The sequence below is a fragment of the Nonomuraea roseola genome (genome assembly GCF_039535395.1).
Lineage (GTDB): Bacteria > Actinomycetota > Actinomycetes > Streptosporangiales > Streptosporangiaceae > Nonomuraea > Nonomuraea roseola.
Genome location: NZ_BAAAXC010000009.1, coordinates 132419 through 150431, shown reverse-complemented (window position 1 = coordinate 150431; position 18013 = coordinate 132419). Strand labels below are relative to the sequence as shown.

At 70.9% G+C, this 18013-nt stretch carries 18 protein-coding genes and 1 pseudogene; 8 read left to right on the top strand and 11 right to left on the bottom strand.

Features of this window, described 5'->3' with window-relative positions:
• Positions 1-148 precede the first annotated feature (148 nt).
• Both ABFX55_RS10105 and ABFX55_RS10100 read left to right on the top strand, forming a co-directional pair.
• A complete protein-coding gene (locus ABFX55_RS10105) occupies positions 149-3226 on the top strand; it encodes a CARDB domain-containing protein (protein ID WP_346119825.1) in 3078 nt (1025 codons plus the stop codon).
• 107 nt (positions 3227-3333) lie between these two features.
• Positions 3334-3495, top strand: a pseudogene (locus ABFX55_RS10100) (SDR family oxidoreductase); the annotation flags it as partial.
• A gap of 23 nt (positions 3496-3518) precedes the next feature.
• Here the strand turns inward: ABFX55_RS10100 and ABFX55_RS10095 are convergent.
• Together ABFX55_RS10095 and ABFX55_RS10090 are read right to left on the bottom strand one after the other, a co-directional pair.
• Positions 3519-3830: a hypothetical protein gene (locus tag ABFX55_RS10095; protein WP_346119823.1), complete on the bottom strand. Its 312-nt coding sequence runs from the start codon at positions 3828-3830 to the stop codon at positions 3519-3521.
• A 100-nt stretch (positions 3831-3930) separates the two neighbouring features.
• Positions 3931-4665: a helix-turn-helix domain-containing protein gene (locus ABFX55_RS10090; protein ID WP_346119822.1), complete on the bottom strand. Its 735-nt coding sequence runs from the start codon at positions 4663-4665 to the stop codon at positions 3931-3933.
• Between the two features lie 17 nt (positions 4666-4682).
• On the opposite strand from ABFX55_RS10090, the gene ABFX55_RS10085 reads away from it, so the two are divergent.
• Positions 4683-5093, top strand: a complete 411-nt coding sequence (locus ABFX55_RS10085; protein ID WP_346119820.1) for a Rossmann-fold NAD(P)-binding domain-containing protein — start codon at positions 4683-4685, stop codon at positions 5091-5093.
• A gap of 70 nt (positions 5094-5163) precedes the next feature.
• Here the strand turns inward: ABFX55_RS10085 and ABFX55_RS10080 are convergent, their stop codons facing one another.
• A complete protein-coding gene (locus ABFX55_RS10080) occupies positions 5164-5601 on the bottom strand; it encodes a MarR family winged helix-turn-helix transcriptional regulator (RefSeq protein WP_346119818.1) in 438 nt (145 codons plus the stop codon).
• Between the two features lie 48 nt (positions 5602-5649).
• On the opposite strand from ABFX55_RS10080, the gene ABFX55_RS10075 reads away from it, so the two are divergent.
• Complete coding sequence (locus tag ABFX55_RS10075) at positions 5650-6282, top strand: maleylpyruvate isomerase family mycothiol-dependent enzyme (protein ID WP_346119817.1); 633 nt, start codon at positions 5650-5652, stop codon at positions 6280-6282.
• A 79-nt stretch (positions 6283-6361) separates the two neighbouring features.
• Here the strand turns inward: ABFX55_RS10075 and ABFX55_RS10070 are convergent, their stop codons facing one another.
• Complete coding sequence (locus ABFX55_RS10070; RefSeq protein ID WP_346119815.1) at positions 6362-6682, bottom strand: cupin domain-containing protein; 321 nt, start codon at positions 6680-6682, stop codon at positions 6362-6364.
• Positions 6683-6752: 70 nt separating this feature from the next.
• On the opposite strand from ABFX55_RS10070, the gene ABFX55_RS10065 reads away from it, so the two are divergent.
• Positions 6753-7700, top strand: a complete 948-nt coding sequence (locus ABFX55_RS10065; protein ID WP_346119813.1) for a helix-turn-helix domain-containing protein — start codon at positions 6753-6755, stop codon at positions 7698-7700.
• Between the two features lie 45 nt (positions 7701-7745).
• A complete protein-coding gene (gene pip / locus ABFX55_RS10060; RefSeq protein WP_346119811.1) occupies positions 7746-8693 on the top strand; it encodes a prolyl aminopeptidase in 948 nt (315 codons plus the stop codon).
• Here pip and ABFX55_RS10055 read toward each other — a convergent pair.
• Both ABFX55_RS10055 and ABFX55_RS10050 read right to left on the bottom strand, forming a co-directional pair.
• Positions 8690-9925 (bottom strand): RNA polymerase sigma factor, encoded by a 1236-nt coding sequence (locus ABFX55_RS10055; protein ID WP_346119809.1) that lies wholly within the window; start codon positions 9923-9925, stop codon positions 8690-8692. The two genes, pip and ABFX55_RS10055, sit on opposite strands and share 4 nt — an antisense overlap.
• Before the next feature lie 5 nt (positions 9926-9930).
• A complete protein-coding gene (locus ABFX55_RS10050) occupies positions 9931-10353 on the bottom strand; it encodes a YciI family protein (protein ID WP_346119807.1) in 423 nt (140 codons plus the stop codon).
• Positions 10354-10501: 148 nt separating this feature from the next.
• Here ABFX55_RS10050 and ABFX55_RS10045 point away from each other — a divergent pair, with 148 nt between their 5' ends.
• Positions 10502-11422, top strand: a complete 921-nt coding sequence (locus ABFX55_RS10045) for a GNAT family N-acetyltransferase (protein ID WP_346119805.1) — start codon at positions 10502-10504, stop codon at positions 11420-11422.
• A gap of 12 nt (positions 11423-11434) precedes the next feature.
• Here ABFX55_RS10045 and ABFX55_RS10040 read toward each other — a convergent pair whose 3' ends face one another.
• The 5 genes from ABFX55_RS10040 to ABFX55_RS10020 form a co-directional block, all read right to left on the bottom strand.
• Positions 11435-12274: a universal stress protein gene (locus tag ABFX55_RS10040; protein WP_346119803.1), complete on the bottom strand. Its 840-nt coding sequence runs from the start codon at positions 12272-12274 to the stop codon at positions 11435-11437.
• Between the two features lie 44 nt (positions 12275-12318).
• Positions 12319-13662 (bottom strand): TrkH family potassium uptake protein, encoded by a 1344-nt coding sequence (locus tag ABFX55_RS10035; RefSeq protein ID WP_346119802.1) that lies wholly within the window; start codon positions 13660-13662, stop codon positions 12319-12321.
• Positions 13663-13773: 111 nt separating this feature from the next.
• On the bottom strand, positions 13774-14139 hold the full coding sequence (locus tag ABFX55_RS10030) for an STAS domain-containing protein (protein WP_346119800.1): 366 nt from the start codon (positions 14137-14139) through the stop codon (positions 13774-13776).
• A 125-nt stretch (positions 14140-14264) separates the two neighbouring features.
• Positions 14265-15053: a putative protein N(5)-glutamine methyltransferase gene (locus tag ABFX55_RS10025; protein WP_346119798.1), complete on the bottom strand. Its 789-nt coding sequence runs from the start codon at positions 15051-15053 to the stop codon at positions 14265-14267.
• Between the two features lie 186 nt (positions 15054-15239).
• Positions 15240-16046, bottom strand: coding sequence for an alpha/beta fold hydrolase (locus ABFX55_RS10020; protein ID WP_346119796.1), 807 nt, complete (start codon positions 16044-16046; stop codon positions 15240-15242).
• Between the two features lie 104 nt (positions 16047-16150).
• Here ABFX55_RS10020 and ABFX55_RS10015 point away from each other — a divergent pair, with 104 nt between their 5' ends.
• Positions 16151-17899: a CocE/NonD family hydrolase gene (locus ABFX55_RS10015; RefSeq protein ID WP_346119794.1), complete on the top strand. Its 1749-nt coding sequence runs from the start codon at positions 16151-16153 to the stop codon at positions 17897-17899.
• Positions 17900-18013: the final 114 nt, after the last annotated feature.

Below are 18013 nucleotides of genomic sequence, written 5' to 3'. Positions count from 1 at the left end.
CCCGATGAGCTGAGTACGGGGTACTCAGGCGCCGGACCCCGCCCATGGCGGACGATTCCCTCTGGCAGCACTCCAGGGGGAGGACACCATGGGCTTCAGGCATTGCAGTCGCGTCAGGCGTGCATCGAGAACATCTCTGGCATTCGCCGTGATCCTGGCGCTGCTCCTGGTCTCCATCCCGACCCTTGCCACCCCCGCAGCCGCAGCCGCCCCCGGCGTCAAACTCACCTTCAAGATCGAGTATCTCCGCCAGATCGAGGACCCGGACAGCGGAGGCGTGGGCGACGGCGACTATTTCCCCAAGGTCAGAATCGCCGACGGCCCCCTGCAGACGGGCCCCCGCATCGAGGACGACGAGTTCGAACCCTTCGGCCTGCCGGAAGCGCCCAACGGCTGGACCTTCACCCACGAGAACCTCCCGGGTGACAAGCCCACCGTGGACATCACGGTCACGTTGTGGGACTGGGATGACGGCCTCAACACCAACGAGGACCGGATGGACATCAGCCCCAACGACCAGGACCTGGAACTGAACCTCGTCTACGACGTCCGCTCGGGCACGCTCTCAGGTGACAAGATCGTCTTCGGGACCCCCTGCATCAAGTCCAACGGCCAGACCGCCAAGGGTGAGACCTGCGTCGAGGGCGACGGCGACCACGGCTTTCCCAGGAACAACGACGGCCGGATCACCAGGATCGGCATCACCGCCACCGCCGAGATGCCCGACACCGACCTCGACGGCATCCCGGACCTCATCGAGTTGTCCGGCATCAGGAACCAGGCCGGCGGTGTCATCGCCGACCTGCCCGCGCTCGGCGCCGACCCGTGCCGCAAGACGATCATCCTGCAGCTCGACTTCATGGTCGACAACAACGCCACCACCAGGCACTCGCACCAGCCCAAGCCAGGCGCGATCACCCTCGCCAGAAACATGCTGGATGCCGCTCCGCTCCCAGCCGCGAACCCCTGTCCTTATCCGGGGACACACCGCGACGGCATCGACTTCATCTACCTGCAAGGCGCGCAACTCGCAGAACAGGCCCAAATGAGCCTGAACAGCAATGACTACCGGAACGCACGAAACACCAACTTCCCCGCGGAGCTGGCTCGCTACGCGCACTACGGGATCTTCGGCCACGACCTCCAGAACGCCCCCGGCACCTCTGGCCAGTGCTGCGAGCCCAACCGGGACAACAACAAGGACTTCATCGTCACCCTCGGCTCGTGGCGGACCATGTGCGTGGTCGACTTCACCCGCGACTACGGCGGCGACGACACCCTGCAGACAACCGCCGCCGGCGACGACGTCACCAGCGGAACGCAGATCCACGTCGGTGACAACCGCAGGTGCGACACGACCAGCGCCCATTCGACAGACGTGCAGGTGCTCAGCCCGGGAACGGGTGATGTCGACGCCAAGGTCGGCACCGACCAGGACCAGGCCGGGACCATCCTGCACGAGCTCTTCCACGCCCTGGCTCTGCGTCACGGCGGCGACAGCAACGACAACTACAAGCCCAACTACCTCAGCGTCATGAACTACTTCTTCCAGACCGGCATCCCCAACAGCGCGCCGCCGCTGTTGGTCAACCAGCTTCGCGACTGGAAGGTGGGCGCGGTTCGCCTGGGCCTGTCCAACGGAAAGCTGCCCCAGCTGAACGAAGGGGGGCTGAACGAGTCGGCAGGCATCAGCGACGGCTCGGACTGGACGTTCTGGTGGACCGACAACGTCGCCAACCCGGGCAGCGGATTCCGTCCGCTCCGGGCGGGTGTCGGCAACGGGTCGCTCAACTGGAACGACAACCGCACGATCGGCACCAATATCCCGATCATCGACACGAACAACGTGATGGTGGACATCAATGCCGAGAACGGCCTGACCACTCTCAGGGACCACGACGACTGGCCCGCGATCAGGTTCAGGGCGCAGTCCCCGGACCGCCTCGGCTGGGCGTGCAGCAGCTGGCCTGCGGCGGCGCCCACCTGTGCGGGCGCCGGCGGCGGCGTGGAGAAGGAACTGGCCTTCGACACCGCGATCCGGCAAGAGATGTCCTTCTTCGCCTTCTACGACCCCGACATCGCCACCAAGAAGACTGTCGACAAGGTCGACGCCGAGCCCGGCGACACCCTCACCTACCAGGTCAAACTGGACAACATCGGCACTGGCCAGGCAACCGCGATCGTGGTGAAGGACACCCCGCCGACCGGCGACGCCCAGACGCGTCAGGTCGGACAGTTGGGCGCGGGTGGTGCGACCACCGAGACATTCACCTACGTGATCCCCTGTGATACCGAGGACGCCGCCGTGCTGACCAACAAGGCCGAGGTGACCGCGAAGGACCTCGCCGGCGGAGCGGAGGCCAACACGGCCAACAACACCGCGACCGCCGAGACCAAGGTCCACGCGCCCAAGCTCACCCTCGAAAAGCGTGCGACCGCCACGGTCAACGCCGGTGAGGCGATCACGGTCGATCTGAAGATCGCCAACGTCGGCGGCGGCAAGGCCACGGGTGTCGTCCTGACCGACACGCTCCCGAAGGAGGTCTACTACAGCCAGGCCCTCGACCAGGGCACAGGCCCCCGTCCGACAGGGGTCGCCCGCAACGCCGACGGGACAACGACGCTGATGTGGTCGCTGGGCGAAATGGCCGCGAACGCCGACCGGTCCGTGCAGTTCACGGCCAGGCCCAGCCTGCTGTTCACCGCCGGGGCCAAGCTGACCGACCGAGCCGCTGTGACGTACGGCAACGCCAACGGCTGCACCTACGAGCCGGTGACCGCGACGGCCACCACGACGATCACCGAGGTCACGCCGACCCGCGACCCGCGCTCCCACGGCTATTGGAAAACCCACCCGGAGGCACGCACAGCCGAGTTGCTTGCCCGAGTTCAGGCCACCTACCAGCAGTTCGACAGCTCGGGAAACGGGGCACTGGACAACTCCGAGGCCGGGGCCGTGCTCTCGGCGAGCGGGCCGCAGCCGGGTCCCGCCAGGTTCCAGCTGCTGGCGACCTTGTTCGACCTTGCCGCGCGGCAGATCAACGCTTCCACGCAGATCGACAGCAAGCTCACCCGCAAGCTCGGGACGCGCACGATCGGAGAAGCCGTCCGGTACGGCTTCGCCACCCTGGCCCTGCCGGTCAACGGCTCGACGGCTCAGCGGTACTCCGACGCCACCACCCTGCTCGACGAGATCGTCAACAACAAGAGCGAGGTTTACCGTTGAGCGCCGAAGAGGTGGACCGTGGTCGGCGACGCTCCAAGAGCAAAGGCGCCTGCCATGTCACAGGGGTGAAGCCCGGATGTGCTCATGCTGGTGGGCGGCACTTCGGCGTCTTCGACGAGGCCGAACGGCTGCTCGGCCCCGTCACCGCCCTGGTGATGTGCCACTGCGAGTCGGTCGACTCAGGGCTGCTCGACATCACCGTCGAGAGCTTCGACCGGCACTTCGCCGTCAACGCGCGCGCCACCTGGCTGCTGATCAGGGAGTACGGCACGTCAGGCGGCTTCGCCTGAGGTCATGGGGCGGCTCCCGCGACCGTGTCGGCCTTCCTGCCCGCCTCGTACGCCCTCGAGATGAGGCCCAGCACCACCTGGACCGCGCTCGGGTCCCGCCCCGCCAGCCAGGCGAGCACGCGCACGTCGTAGACGCCCAGGTCGATGCCCGCCTGCTCGCAGAAGTCGAGCAGGTGCTGCTTCTGGACGGCGTCGACGAGCCTGTCGGGGTCGCCCGATCTCAGCTGCCCGGACTCGTGGAGCGCGCGGATCTCGGTCGCGAGCGGCTCTCGCCTGGTCTGCGCCTCGCTGTCGTACGGCCCGAACGAATCCATCCCGACGCTCCTCTGATCTCGACGCTCGCCGTCCCATCTTCTCTCCCCGCGCTCCTCCTGTCCCGTTTCCGCATCTCGCCGGGTGGAGGTGTCGCCTTTGTCAGCTCGCTCTCCGCCGGTCGGGTAGGCCGTGCCGCCTGCCGGCGGCGCGGTGCTCGCTCGGCCTGACGCCGAGGACGCGCTTGAAGGCGACGCTCAGCGCGTACGCGTCGGAGTAGCCGACCAGGTGGGCGATGGCCTCCACGGTGGAGTCGGTGGAGGTGAGCAGATCGCACGCCTGGCAGATGCGCCATTCGGTCAGGTACGCCGTGGGCGGCTGGCCCACCAGCTCGTTGAAGCGCTGGGCGAACGTCGCGCGCGACGCGCCCGCCTGGCGGGCCAGCTCCGCGACGGTCCACGGGTGGGCGGGGTGCTCATGGATGAGCCGCAGGGCGGGGCCGACCAGCGGATCGCCGTGCGCCCGGTACCAGGCGGGGCGATGGACTCGGGCCTGTCGAACCATTCCCTGAGGCTGGCGACCAGCAGCAGGTCGAGCAGCCGGTCGAGGACGGCCTGCTGGCCCGGCTTGTCCCTGCGGAGCTCCCCGGCGATCATCTCCATGGCCGGGCAGCCGTCGGGTCCCGCGGATCACCGCGACCCGGGGCAGCGCGTCGAGCACCCGCCGCGAGACGCTGCCGCGTACCTGGTAGGTGCCCTTGAGGAGCACCGTGGAGGCGTCGAGGTCGCCCTCGTACCCGCACATCGGCAGGCCCTGCGCGAGCCGTCCGTCCGGGGTGGTGCACCGCTCGGCGTCGTGGACGACGGCGAGCGGCTCGGCGCCGGGGGCGTCCGACACCGTGTACGGCGGAGCAGGTGGACGCGGGAGAGGTACGGCTGGCCTCCGCCGGGGGGCGCGAGCCGTTCGTGGACCTGGAGGACGTCGCCGAGGTCGCGGTCGCCGCGCTGACAGGTAAGGAGCACGAGGGTCAGATCTACGAGCTGTCCGGGCCCGACGCGCTCACCTGGGGCGAGGCGGTCGACGAGGTGGCGAGGGCGGCCGGCCGTACGATCAGGTACACGGCCGTCGACGGCGAGCGCAACCGCGAGGAGCTCGTGGCGCGCGGCTACCCGCCCGCGTACGCGGCAGGGGTCGTCGCGCTGTTGGAGCACATCGGACGGGGGGACAGCCCCGGCCCGACCGACGGGGTGCGAAGGGCGCTCGGCCGCGAGCCCGGCGGCTTCCGCGACTACGCCCTGAGGACGGCGCGGTCCTGGCGCGGCTAGAGGCTGCTTACGGCACACCGGCCGGTGGCGCCGTGTGCCCTCTCCATGGTGTTCCGTGATCGTCTGAGTCTCAGAAGTCGGTGATGACGCGGGTGAGGGCGGCGTGCAGTCCGCTGCGGCCGTCCTCGCCCAGCAAAACCGCGAGACGGCGTTCGAGATCGTCGATCGCGGCGTACCCCGCCCTCAGCGCGTCGTCGCCGCGGTCGGTGAAGACGATGAGCTTGGCCCTGCGGTCGGCGGGGTCGGGCACCCTGCGCAGGTAGCCCAGCTTCTCCAGGTCGTCGACCAGCTCGCCCATCGCCTGCGGTGTCATCTGTGCCTTCTCCGCGAGCCTGCTCAGCCGGATGCCGTCGTGCTCCATGTGGAAGAAGACCGCGGAGTGGGCGGGCCTGATGCGCGGGTCGATGGCCTTACCCGCCTGGAAGACGACGTCGGACAGGCGCAGGTAGGCCTCGTACAGCAGGGCCACGATGTGCGGCGGATGGGTCGCGGCCAAGTACTTCTCCAATTGCTAAGGCAGCATTATATTCAGGCTACCTTAACAAGGAGATTCACGATGAACAGGGAAGAGATCTGGGCGGCCGTCGAAGCCGAGCGCCGCGGCCTTGCCGACCTGCTCGGGGCACTGTCACCCGGCGACTGGGAGCGACCCTCCCTGTGCGCGGGCTGGCGGGTGCGCGACGTGGCCGCCCACCTCGCGCTCGCCACGAGCGTCTCGACCGGCCGGGCGCTCGTCGAGCTGGTCAGGGCGCGCGGCAGCTTCGACCGCATGATCCACGACACCGCCGTACGGCACGCCCGGCGGCCGACCGCCGAGATCGTCGAGCAGATCCGCGCGTCGGCCGTCTCGCGCCGGCTCGCGCCCTCCACCAAGCCGCTCGACCCGCTGTTCGACGCGCTCGTGCACGGCCAGGACATCGCCGTGCCGCTGGGCATCGAGCGCGTCATGCCGCTCGAACCGGCCCGCACCGCCGCCGACCACATCTGGAACCGCGGCTTCCCCTTCTTCCCTCAGCGGCGCTTTCGGGGGCTGCGCCTGGTCGCCACCGACGTGGACTGGTCGGTCGGCGAAGGAGAGGTGGTGCGCGGATCCATCCAGGCGCTGCTGCTGCTGGTGGGCGGGCGCCCTGCGGCTCTGCCCGATCTCAGCGGTGCGGGCACGGCGGGGCTGACCGCACGGCTGTCGTGACGCCCGCCTTCACGGGGGCAGGAAACGAATGCCTCACCTGACCAGAGGCGGATTCCTCACCTGACCAGGGAGAGATGCCTCACCTGGGCAGGATGCTGATGCCGAGCATGCGTGCGCCCGTCTCCGTCCGAGGGCGATGGGCGCTGCCTGGCGCGAAGACCACGTAGCTGCCGGGCCCCAGCCGCCGGCCGTTGTCGATGAACTCGCCCGACACGACGTAGTAGCGCTCCTCCCCCTCGTGCACGTCCACCTCGGGCCATTCGGCCCCTGGCGCGAAGTCGTACATCCACCCGCGAGCCCACTCGGTGGCGGGCAGCCCTCTCCGGACGATCCCGGTGGCCACCTCCACCGCTTCCACCTCGTCGACCTGCAGCATCTGGATGTCGCCGTGTTCCGTCATGGCTTCATCCTGGCCGGGCGGGCCTCCCGCTTCGAGTGTCTCGCATGACGTTGTCAGGTACTTTCCTGCCATGCCCGCTCATCGCGTCGTCGCCCTGGTCCTGCCGCCGCAGTCCTCCTTCGAGCTGGCGTGCGCCGCCGAGGTCTTCGGGGTGGGCCGTCCCGGCCTGCCGTCCCGCTACGCCTTCGGGGTGTGCGCCGAGCGGCCGGGCTCGGTGCCCACGCTCGCCGGTTACGACATGACCGTGGGCGAGGGGCTGGAGGCGCTGGAGGCGGCCGACACGGTCGTGATCCCCGGCTGGCAGCGGCCGGAGGAGCCCGCCTCACCCGAGGTGATCACCGCGCTGCGGCGGGTGCACGAGCGCGGCGCCCGCCTCGTCGCGATCTGCTCGGGCGCCTTCCTGCTGGCCCAGACCGGACTGCTCGACGGGCGCAGGGCGACCACGCACTGGCGCATGGCCGCCGACCTGGCGACGCGCTTTCCCGAGGTCGAGGTCGACCCCGACGTCCTGTACGTCGATCTGGGCGACCTGGCCACCAGCGCGGGCACCGCCGCCGGCATCGACCTGTGCCTGCACCTGGTCCGCGCCGATCACGGCGCCTCCTACGCGGCGCAGGTCGCCAGGCACATGGTCATGCCGCCGCACAGGGAGGGCGGGCAGTTGCAGTACGCGGTGCCGCCCGCCACGGAGCGACCTTCCGAGTCGCTGGCGCCCGTCCTCGACTGGGCGGCCGAACGGCTCCACGAGCCCCTCGACCTCGACGCTCTCGCCGTCCGGGCGGGAGTCTCGGCCCGCACGCTCGCCCGCAGGTTCGCCGAGCAGCTCGGCGTCAGCCCCGGCAGGTGGCTGCTCGCCCAGCGGGTGGCGGCGGCGCGCGCCCTGCTGGAGGAGACCGACCTGCCCGTCGAGACGATCGCCACCAGGGTGGGACTGTCGTCGGCGGCCAACCTGCGCCGGCGCTTCCACCGCGCGCTGCGCACCACACCCGCCGCCTACCGGCGCTCGTTCGGCAAATGACACCGCCACGTCGCGGATATGACAGCACTGTTGTATTTTGGAGCGATGTATCCAGCGATCGAACCTTACGACCACGGGCACCTCGACACCGGGGACGGCAATCTCGTCTACTGGGAGGTCTGCGGCAACCCCGAGGGCAAGCCGGCGCTCGTCGTCCACGGCGGCCCCGGATCGGGCTGCACCCCGGGCCAGCGCCGCAGTTTCGACCCCGAGCGCTACCGCATCGTCCTGTTCGACCAGCGCAACTGCGGCAGGAGCCTGCCGCACGCCAGTGACCCCGCCACGGACCTGTCGACCAACACCACCCAGCACCTCATCGCCGACATGGAACGGCTGCGCGAGCACCTCGGCATCGACAGGTGGCTGCTCTACGGCGGGTCGTGGGGCTCCACGCTGATGCTCGCCTACGCCGAGGCCCACCCCGAGCGCGTCTCGGAGATGGTCATCGTCAGCGTCACCATGACCCGCCGCTCCGAGATCGACTGGCTCTACCGGGGCGTCGGCCGCTTCTTCCCCGAGCAGTGGCAGCGCTTCCGTGAGGGCGTTCCCGAGGCCGAGCGCGACGGCGACCTGCTGGCCGCCTACTCGCGGCTGATGTCCGACCCCGAGCCCGCCGTCCGCGCGAAGGCCGCCCAGGACTGGACGACCTGGGAGGACGCGGTGATCTCCATGGAGGTCAACGGCAAACCGAACGCCTACAGCGACAGGCCGCCGGCCTCGCTGCTGGCCTTCTCCAGGATCTGCGCCCACTACTTCTCCAACGGCGCGTGGCTGGAGGAGGGGGTGCTGCTGCGCGAGGCGCACAGGCTGGCGGGCATCCCAGGCGTGCTCATCCACGGCCGCCTCGACCTGGGCGGGCCGCTGGAGACCGCCTGGCAGCTGGCCCAGGCCTGGCCCGACTCGCGGCTCGTCGTGGTGGACGACTCAGGGCACACCGGCAGCGACACGATGCGCGAGGAGATCCTCGCCGCCCTGGACGGCTTCGCGGCCTAACCCAGGCGGGCCGCCCTGGCGTGCAGGTAGCGCTGTTGCGGGAGGCTGGTGGTGCGGCGAGCCGCCTCGAGGTAGCCCGCGCGCGCCGCCACCGGGTCACCGGCCATCTCCAGCAGGTGCGCACGGACGGCGTGCAGGCGATGACCCGCGGCGACCCGCTCATCGGACTCCAGCTCGCCGAGCAGGTCGAGCCCGGCGCGCGGGCCCCGGACCATGGCCACGGCGACCGCGTGGTTCAGCGCCACCACGGGGTTGTCCGAGATCCGCGTCAGCACCTCGTACAGCGCCTCGATCTGCGGCCAGTCGGTCGCCTCGGCGCTCGGCGCCTCGTCGTGGACCGCGGCGATCGCCGCCTGGATCTGGTAGGGGCCGGTCGCGCCCCTGGGCAGCGCCTCGGAGATGAGCGCCACGCCCTCGGCGATGGAGGCGGCGTTCCAGAGGGCGCGGTCCTGCTCGGCCATCGGGATCAGCGCGCCGTCAGGGCCCGCGCGAGCGGGGCGGCGCGCGTCGGTGAGCAGCATGAGCGCGAGCAGCCCTGCGACCTCGCCGTCCTCGGGCAGCAGGCGACGGACCATGCGGGTCAGCCTGATCGCCTCCGACGACAGCTCGGCGCGGTGCAGGTGCGGGCCCGACGTGCTGGCGTAGCCCTCGTTGAAGATCAGGTAGAGCACGTGCAGGACCGCGCCGAGCCGTACGGCCCTTTCGGCGGCAGGCGGCAGGCCGAACGGGATGCCGCTGTCCTTCACCCGCTGCTTGGCCCTGCTGATGCGCCGGGTCATGGTCGCCTCGGGCACGAGGAACGCCCTGGCGATCTCGGCGGTCGTCAGGCCGCCGACCGCCCGCAGGGTGAGCGCGATCTGCGAGGCGGGCGACAGGGCGGGATGGCAGCACATGAACAGCAGGATGAGCGTGTCGTCGGACTGCTCGGCGGGGCGGTCGGCGGCGGGCGCCAGCCACTGGTCGGGCGGTGTCCACTGGAGGACGGTGTCCTCGCGGCGCCGGCGGGCCTGCTCCGCGCGCAGCAGGTCGGTCAGCCTGCGCGAGCCGACCGTGATCAGCCAGCCGCGCGGGTTGCCTGGCACACCCTCCTCCGGCCACTGGACGGCTGCCGCGAGAAGGGCCTCCTGCACGGCGTCCTCCGCGGTGGCGAAGTGCCCGAACCGCCGCACCAGCGCGCCGAGGACCTGCGGCGCGAGGTCGCGCAGCAGGTTCTCGACGTCGTCGTTCGGCACGATGACTACGCTTCCAGGTCGCCGAAGCCCTCCATGATCGGCCGCACGTCCACGTACCACTCGTGGGCGAGCTCCGTGTCCTTGGGATGAGGGGTGCCGGCCAGCCGTGCCGCGATCTCGGTGGCCCTGTCGAAGCTCTCGCACTCGACGATCGTGTAGCCGGCGAGGACCTCCTGCGTCTCGGGGTAGGGCCCGTCGGTCACCACGGGAACGCCGTCCCGCAGCTCGATCCGCCTGGCGTGGACGGGAGCGGACAGGCCCTGCGCGTCGACGAACTCCCCCGACTCGACCAGGTCGTTGTTCCACTTCTCCATGAACGCGTGCATCGCCGCGACGTCCTCGTCCTTCCAGGGCTGCTGGTCGCCCGGCTTGCCCGACAGGACGTCGTAGTCCTGCTGCGAGCCGTAGAGCATGATCATGTACTTCATTGTCGCTCCTTCTCCCTCGGCACCTCCACGGTGCCATTCACGAGAGACGTCGGAGCCGCCGACACGGACAGGACACCCGTCCGCGAGAAAGAGGGCAGCGAGAAAAACCTTGGTGCGCCGGCCATGGTGCGCTCGGCATGATGTCCAGGTGACGTTGACGATGCGCCCCTACTCCGACGCTGACCTACCCGCCCTGCAGGACACCTTCGCGCGCTGGATCGCCGAGGCGGGGCGGTGCGGCTACGACCACGTCGGCGAGCTTCCCCACCGCATCTACGAGAACCTGCGCGGCAGGCGCCCCGTCGGCTCGCTTGTCCACCTCTGGGAGGACGCCTCCCGCATCGTCGGGCTGGCCGTCAACCTGCGCTTCGGCTCGGCCTTCGACGTCTTCGCCGCGCCCTCCCTGCGCGGCTCCCCCGCCGAGCTGCGGATGCTGCGCGCCGCCTACGAGAGCACGGCAGCGGCGATGGACCCCGCCGAGCCGTACGTGCTGACCGACCTGTTCGACTGCGACACGACCAGGATCGGCCTGCTCGAGCAGCTCGGGTTCGAGCGCTTCCGCACCTGGGACCACGTCAACGACCGCGACCTCGGCCTGCCCCTCCCCTCCCCCGCCCTCCCCGAGGGCTTCCGCGTGCGCCCGGCCCGCCTGGAGGACGCCGACCGGCTCGCCGTGGCGCGCAACCACTCCTTCGAGGAGGACTGGACGGGCGAGCAGTACCGGTCGGAGGTGATGGACAAGCCCGGCTACGACCCTGCCAGGGAGATCGTCGCCGAGGCGCCCGACGGGCGGATCGCCGCCTTCGCCGTGTACTGGGTCGACGAGCTGAACGGCGTCGGGCACTTCGAGCCCGTCGGCACCCATCGCGACTTCCAGCGGCGAGGCCTGGGCAGGGCGGTCATGCTCGACGCCATGCGGCGGATGCGCGACCTCGGACTGAGCTCGGTGACCGTCAACCACAACGCCGAGAACACCGCCGCCCGCGCGCTGTACGCCTCGCTGGGGTTCGTCCGCAGCCACGAGACGTACGGCTTCCGCGCCCCGGTCGGACGGGCCGGACGAGGATGACCTAGCGCCGGCTCATCCACGGTGAGGCGTGCCGGGGGAGGTGCGGACGACGACCAGCGGGCACGGCGCCTGGTGGAGCATGGCCTGGCTGATCGAGCCGAGCACGAGGCCCGCGAACCCGCCCCTGCCGCGCGAGCCGACCACCAGCAGGTCGGCCCGCTCGCCCGCCTGCCTCAGCACCTCGGCCGGGTGGCCCTTCACCAGGTCCTCCGCGACCTCGACGTCCTGGTGTCGCTCCCGCCACCCGGTCAGCAGCTCCCTCAGGCGCTCGAGCTCGGGCCTGTCCTCGGCGAACTCGTGGGGACCCGTTCCGAAGGCGTGGACGACGCGCAGCCGCACCCCGCGCAGGCGCGCCTCGGTGAAGGCGAACCTGAGCACGTTCTCGCCGGTGCCCGCGCCGTCGACGCCGACGACCACCTCCCCCAGCGTCATGGGGGGCGCCTCGCGCACCACGACCACGTCGCACCTGGCGTGCCCCGCCACGCCGTAGGCCACGGAGCCGACGAGCATGCCGCGCAGCCTGCCCATCTCGTGGTTGCCGACGACGAGCAGGTCCGCCTGCTCGGCGGCGGCGATCAGGGCCGTGCGCGGGTCGCCCGGGAGCAGCGCCGAGTCGGCCACCACCTCCGGCTCCTCCCTGCGGGCCCTGTCGAGCCCCGCCGCCACCACCGTGGCCGCGCCCTCGCGCATCCACGTGGCGACGCTCGCGTATCTGCCGCCCTGGTCCTCGCACGCCCATCTGGGCATGGCGTAGGCCACGCGGAGCGGCACGTCGCGCAGGCGTGCCTCCTTGGCGGCCCAGGCGACCGCCTCCAGCCCCGCCCGCGAACCATCGACCCCGACCACGATCATGACGTCCCCCCTGGTCGCCCCCTTCCCATGAGAGCACACGGCGCTCAGCCCACGATCACGCGCTCCTCGGGCAGCTCGTAGCGGCGCGTCCGCTCCTTCAGCGCCAGCGCCGAGCCCAGGGTCAGCGGCCCGATCCTGCCGACGAACATCAGCAGGCTGAGCAGCACGTGCCCGGCAACGGAGGTGTCGGCGGTGATCCCCGTCGACAGGCCGTTGGTGGCGAAGGCCGAGATGACCTCGAACAGCACCCTGTCCAAGCTGTACGGCGTGAGCAGCATCAGCGCGTAGGTCGAGATCGCCACCAGGACCACGCCCATCAGCGTGATCGTCATGGCCTGACGCTGGGTGGACTCCGGCAGGCGGCGGTGGCCGACGTTGACGCGGGGCTCGCCGCGCAGCTCCGCCCAGATGATGAAGGCCAGCAGGCCGAACGTGGTCACCTTGATGCCGCCCGCGGTGCTCGCGCTGCCGCCGCCGATGAACATCAGCAGGTCGGTGAACAGCCAGCTGGAGGGGTTCATCTGGGAGATGTCCAGGCTGTTGAAGCCGCCCGAGCGCGGCATCACGGCGGCGAAGAAGGCGGCCAGCGGCTTGGCCGAGTCGTCGAGCGCGCCCATGGTGCGCGGGTTGTGCCACTCGGCGGCCAGGAAGAACAGCGTGCCGACGGCCAGCAGGATGACGCTGACGACGGTCGTGATCCTGGTGAGGATCGACCAGCGGCTCGGGTGCCGCCACGACCTGGCCAGCTCGAACACCACGGGGAAGCCCAGGCCTCCCACGATCACGGCCACCGCGATGGGCAGGCAGATCCACGGGTCGGCCACGAACCGCATGAGGTTGTCGGGCCAGAGGGCGAAGCCCGCGTTGTTGAACGCCGAGACCGCGTGGAAGCCGCCCAGGTAGAGCGCCTGGCCGAGCGGCTCGCCGTACCCGATCATGAAACGGGCGGTCAGCACCACCGCGGTGACCGCCTCGCAGGCGAGGCTGAAGAGCACCACGTTGCGCACCAGGCGGCGCACGTCGGTGACGCTCACCGCCTTCGTCTCCGTCGCCACCGCGATCCTGGCGCGCAGCCCGACCCTGCCCGCCAGCAGCGCGGTGAAGAGCGTGGCCATGGTCATGATGCCGAGGCCGCCGATCTGGAACAGGCAGGCGATGACCACCTCGCCGAACACCGACCAGTGCGAGGCGGTGTCGACCACCACCAGGCCGGTCACGCACACGGCGGAGGTCGCGGTGAACAGCGCGGTGAGCCAGCCCGCCGACTCGCCCGACGTGGTGGCGATCGGCATGGTCAGCAGGGCGGCGCCGATCAGGACCGCGGCCCCGAAGCCGGTGGCGACGATCTGCGCCGGATGGTGCAGCCCGCTCTGGAAGCGTCGCGTCATGGCCGGGCCGTCGCGACGCCGGTGGAGGAGTGGAGCGGGACTCGCTGTGAGGTGGCGATGGTTGAGCTTGGCACGGTCAGACCGTAGACCACGGGGGCGCAGCTCCGCGCGTCAGGGGTTGAGCTCGTCGATGGCCATCTCGGCCGTGGGCCTGACGTCCAGCAACTTGGTCATCCCGGTGATCGTGAACACGTCGAGGCATCTGCCCTGGAGCCCGGTGACCACCAGCCTGCCGCCCAGCACCTTGATCGACCGGTGGACGCTCACGAACAGCGAGAGCCCCGCGGAGTCGCACAGGGTGACGTCGGCCATGTCGATGATCAGCAGCGGCGGGTCCGCGGCCTCGATGGCACGCGCGATGCGATCTCTCACCATCGGCGTGCCGTTGAAGTCGAGCTCTCCCGACAGCCTCGCGATCAAGCATTTGCCCTGGAGACCCAGGCTCAGCGAGACCGTGTAGGGCTGGTCAAGCGGCACAATCGCTCCATCCGGTGCGGCAAGGCGGTCAGCAGCCATCATGACATGACGCAAAACCCCCATTATCCCCCACCTGACATCAGCAGGCCCCGCCACCCCTTGGGCACCACCGGCGCCACCCGAGGTCAGCCGCCGGAGCCGGCCTCCGGCCTGGTGCCGATGACGACGGTGGCGTACCACTCGTCGGACACGGCGACCCTCGGGACGAGCCCGCTGGAGACGAGCGCCTCGACGGCGCCTGCCGCCTGCCGTTCGCTGGTCTCGACCAGCAGGTGGCCGCCGGGCGCCAGCCAGCGGGGCGCCTGCCCGGCCACCCTGCGCAGGACGTCGAGCCCGTCGGCCCCGCCGTCGAGCGCCACCCGCGCCTCGTGGACGCGAGCCTCGGCGGGCAGCAGCTCCACCTCCCCTGTCGGGACGTAGGGCACGTTGGCGACCAGGATGTCGACGCGGCCTTTCAGCGTGGCGGGCAGCGGCTCGAACAGGTCGCCTTCGTACACCCGCGCGTCCGGCAGGTTGCGGCGGGCGCACGCGACGGCGGCGGGGTCGATGTCGGCGGCGTGGACCTCCAGCCCGTCGAGCGCGGCCGTCAGCGCCGCGCCCGCCGCGCCGGTGCCGCAGCACAGGTCGACCACGACGCCGCCGGGCCTGGCGAGGGCGACGGCCTCGCCGACGAGGAACTCGGTGCGGCGGCGCGGCACGAAGACACCTGGGTCGACGGCGACGCGCAGGCCACGGAACTGCGCCCAGCCGAGGACGTGCTCGAGGGGCAGACCTGCGACGCGCCGTTCCACCATGGCCTCGAGATCGGCCGGGGTGGGGGCGGTGGAGAGGAGCAGCCGGGCCTCGTCCTCGGCGAAAACGCAGCCTGCGGCCCTGAGCCTGGTGATGATGGACGAGCGAGGGGATGGTGACATGAGCGCCTTCCGGAAATGCCTGTGGGCGCTCCCGCGGTCACCCGCGCGGGGTGAGCCGTGTGGCTGTGAGGAGGGAGCACCCAGCCTGATCTGGCGAAATGGGTCTCACCTCCTCGATCGGTCCGCTACTGGACAGGGACACTACCGCACGCTCGAACGGTGGGCGCACCGGCCCCCCTGCGCGGGTCAGGACCCTCGCAGGACCTGGTGGAGGAGGTCGGCGAACTCCTCGGGCCGCTCTCCGAACCCGCCGTGGTCGCCGGGGAAGACGACGGGCGGCGCGCCGAGACGCGCCGCGAGGGCGAGCGCGGCGCGGTGGGCGAGCTGACCTTCGGAGCCCTCCCCCACGCCCACGACCACCCTGGCGCCGCCCGAGCGCAGCGCGTCGAAGTCGGGGGTGAAGCCGTCGAAGGCGCGCCAGGTGTGCGCGAGGAAGAAGTCGAGGTTGCGCGCCATCACCTCCTGCGCCTCAGGGGGAGGAGGCATGGCCTCGGCCGTGCCGCCGAGCCCTGAGACCTCCATGAAGCGCCGCATGGCGGGGTCGACGCCGTGCCGGACGTAGGTGTCGTAGACCTCCGCCGAGATCTCGCGCTGCCGCGCCGCCTCGGGAAGCAGCTCCACGACGGGCGGCTCGTGCGCCACGAGCGTGCGCACCCTCTTGGGATGCCTGGCGGCCAGCGTGAGCCCCATCAGGCCGCCCCCGCTGCTGCCCATCACGTCGGCGGGCTCGTCGCCGAACAGGGCGAGCAGGGCGGCGGCGTCGTCGGCGTGGAGGTCGAGCAGGTCGTCGCCCGGCAGCTCGGACAGCGTGCTGCGGGAGTTGCCCCTGGGATCGTAGGCGACCACGGTGTGGCGGTCGGCCAGGGCCGTGGCGAGACCGGCGAAGACGCCCGCGTCGGTCGGCCCCCCTGGGATGAGGAGCAGCACCGGCCCTGATCCCCTGGCCTCGTAGTAGAGGCGGGCGCCTGGCACTTCCAGCGTGTCGGTCTTCACGTGACCTCCTGGAGCAGTCGGGACGACGGGCCTCAGCGTACGACCGCGGTCCGACAGTTTCCTCGCCGCCGCGGCCCCGCACGGGCGGATGTGACACTGTCCCGGTGAGATCATTACTGGCGCTGCTCCTGATGGCCGTCCCACCGGTGGAAGCCCCCCTCTACTCCTACGAGAACGCCATCCGCGAGACCGCCTGGGTCGAACTCGACGTCGACCTCGACCGCGACGGCCACAGGGACCGGCTGGCCGCCGACATCATCCGCCCCTCGGAGCCGGCGGCGGTCGGCGTGAAGGTGCCCGTCCTCATGGACATCAGCCCCTACTACGCCTGCTGCGGCAGGGGCAACGAGGCGCAGAAGAAGACCTACGACGCCGACGGCAGGCCGGCCGGGTTCCCGCTCTACTACGACAACTACTTCGTGCCCAAGGGCTACGCGGTGGTGCTGGTCGACATGGCGGGCACCAACCGCTCGACCGGCTGCATGGACAGGGGCGGCCCGAAGGACGTGGCCGCCGGCGCCCAGATCGTGAACTGGCTGAACGGCAGGGCGCGGGCCTACACCAAGCCGTTCGGCGGTGAGCAGGTCAGCGCGGGCTGGTCGACGGGGGCGGTCGGCCTCTGGGGCAAGTCGCACGACGGCTGGCTGGCCAACGGCATCGCCACCACGGGGGTGCGCGGCCTGAGGACCGTCGTGTCGATCGCCGGCAACACCGACATCTACCGCACCTTCAACGCCAACGGCGCCTGGCGCGGATACGTGCAGGACAGTGGGCCGCCCCAGCTGTACAACGAGCGCGCCAAGCGACTGTGCCAGCCGTTGCAGGAGGAGCTGAACCGGCAGGCGGGCACCGACGGCAGCTGGAACCGCTACTGGCAGGAGCGCTACTACCCTGCCAAGGCCGACAGGGTGCGGGCGAGCGTCTTCCTCACCCAGGGCTTCGGCGACTACGCCGTGTCCGCCTCGAACTTCTCCCTGTGGTGGGAGGCGCTGCGCGTGCCGCGCAAGGCGTGGCTGTTCCAGGGCGGCCATGTCGACCCGTTCGACCTGCGCAGGGCCGACTACGTGAGCACCGTCGAGCGATGGTTCGACCGCTGGCTGCGCGGCGCCGACAACGGGGTGGACCGCGAGCCGGCCGTGAAGATCGAGCACGCCCCCGACCAGTGGAGCGAGGAGGCGGCCTGGCCCGCCCCCTCGGCCAGGCCCGTCACCTGGTGGCCGCGTCCCGGCGGCCTCGGCCCCGTCCCCGTCAGGGGACCGGCGCAGGCCACCTTCCAGGACGACCCCGACCTCAGCCGCTTCGACTGGGCGAAGGAGGGGCCGTCGGAGCACCGGCTGCTGTTCACCTCCGAGCCGCTGACCTCCGCCGCCCGGCTGTCGGGCACCAGCCAGGTCACCGTGCGGGTGAGGTCCTCCACCCCCGTCGCCAGGCTCGGCGTCGCCGTGGTCGACTACGGGCCAGCGACGATCAGGGACTACGTCGACATCACCAAGCCTGGCGGCATCCGCAACCTGACCACCCGCTCGTGCTGGGGTCAGAGCGGCCCTGCCGACAGCGCCTGCTACCTCGACACCGAGACCGCCACCACCTCGGTGGAGCACGAGATCGTGGCGACCGGCTGGGCCGACCTCGGCCACCATGCCACTCTCAGGCGCGGGGTGCCGCTCGAGCCTGACCGCTTCTACACCATGACCTTCGAGCTGTCGCCGATGGACCACATCGTCCCCGAGGGGCACAGGCTCGGCCTGGTGATCGGCGGGACCGACTGGTGGGAGTTCCTCGAGCCGGGACAGCGGCCGAGCCTCACGGTGGATCTGACCAGAACCTCGCTCACGCTGCCCACGGCCCGCTGAGTTCCGTCGCGCCCGGGCCCTCCTGCGGGAGGGCCCGGGTCATCCCTCGCGGTGGAACACGTGGCCGCCGCCACACCCACCCCACTGGGCTGGGTAGGTGAGGTGCAGAGCCGA

Bases quoted from the DNA above. Each gene is read 5' to 3' on its own strand.
- ABFX55_RS10095 (WP_346119823.1), bottom strand. From the start codon at position 3,830: ATGGATTCGTTCGGGCCGTACGACAGCGAGGCGCAGACCAGGCGAGAG.
- ABFX55_RS10075 (WP_346119817.1), top strand. From the start codon at position 5,650: ATGAACAGGGAAGAGATCTGGGCGGCCGTCGAAGCCGAGCGCCGCGGC.
- ABFX55_RS10070 (WP_346119815.1), bottom strand. From the start codon at position 6,682: ATGACGGAACACGGCGACATCCAGATGCTGCAGGTCGACGAGGTGGAA.
- ABFX55_RS10065 (WP_346119813.1), top strand. From the start codon at position 6,753: ATGCCCGCTCATCGCGTCGTCGCCCTGGTCCTGCCGCCGCAGTCCTCC.
- pip (WP_346119811.1), top strand. From the start codon at position 7,746: ATGTATCCAGCGATCGAACCTTACGACCACGGGCACCTCGACACCGGG.
- ABFX55_RS10050 (WP_346119807.1), bottom strand. From the start codon at position 10,353: ATGAAGTACATGATCATGCTCTACGGCTCGCAGCAGGACTACGACGTC.
- ABFX55_RS10040 (WP_346119803.1), bottom strand. From the start codon at position 12,274: ATGATCGTGGTCGGGGTCGATGGTTCGCGGGCGGGGCTGGAGGCGGTC.
- ABFX55_RS10035 (WP_346119802.1), bottom strand. From the start codon at position 13,662: ATGACGCGACGCTTCCAGAGCGGGCTGCACCATCCGGCGCAGATCGTC.
- ABFX55_RS10025 (WP_346119798.1), bottom strand. From the start codon at position 15,053: ATGTCACCATCCCCTCGCTCGTCCATCATCACCAGGCTCAGGGCCGCA.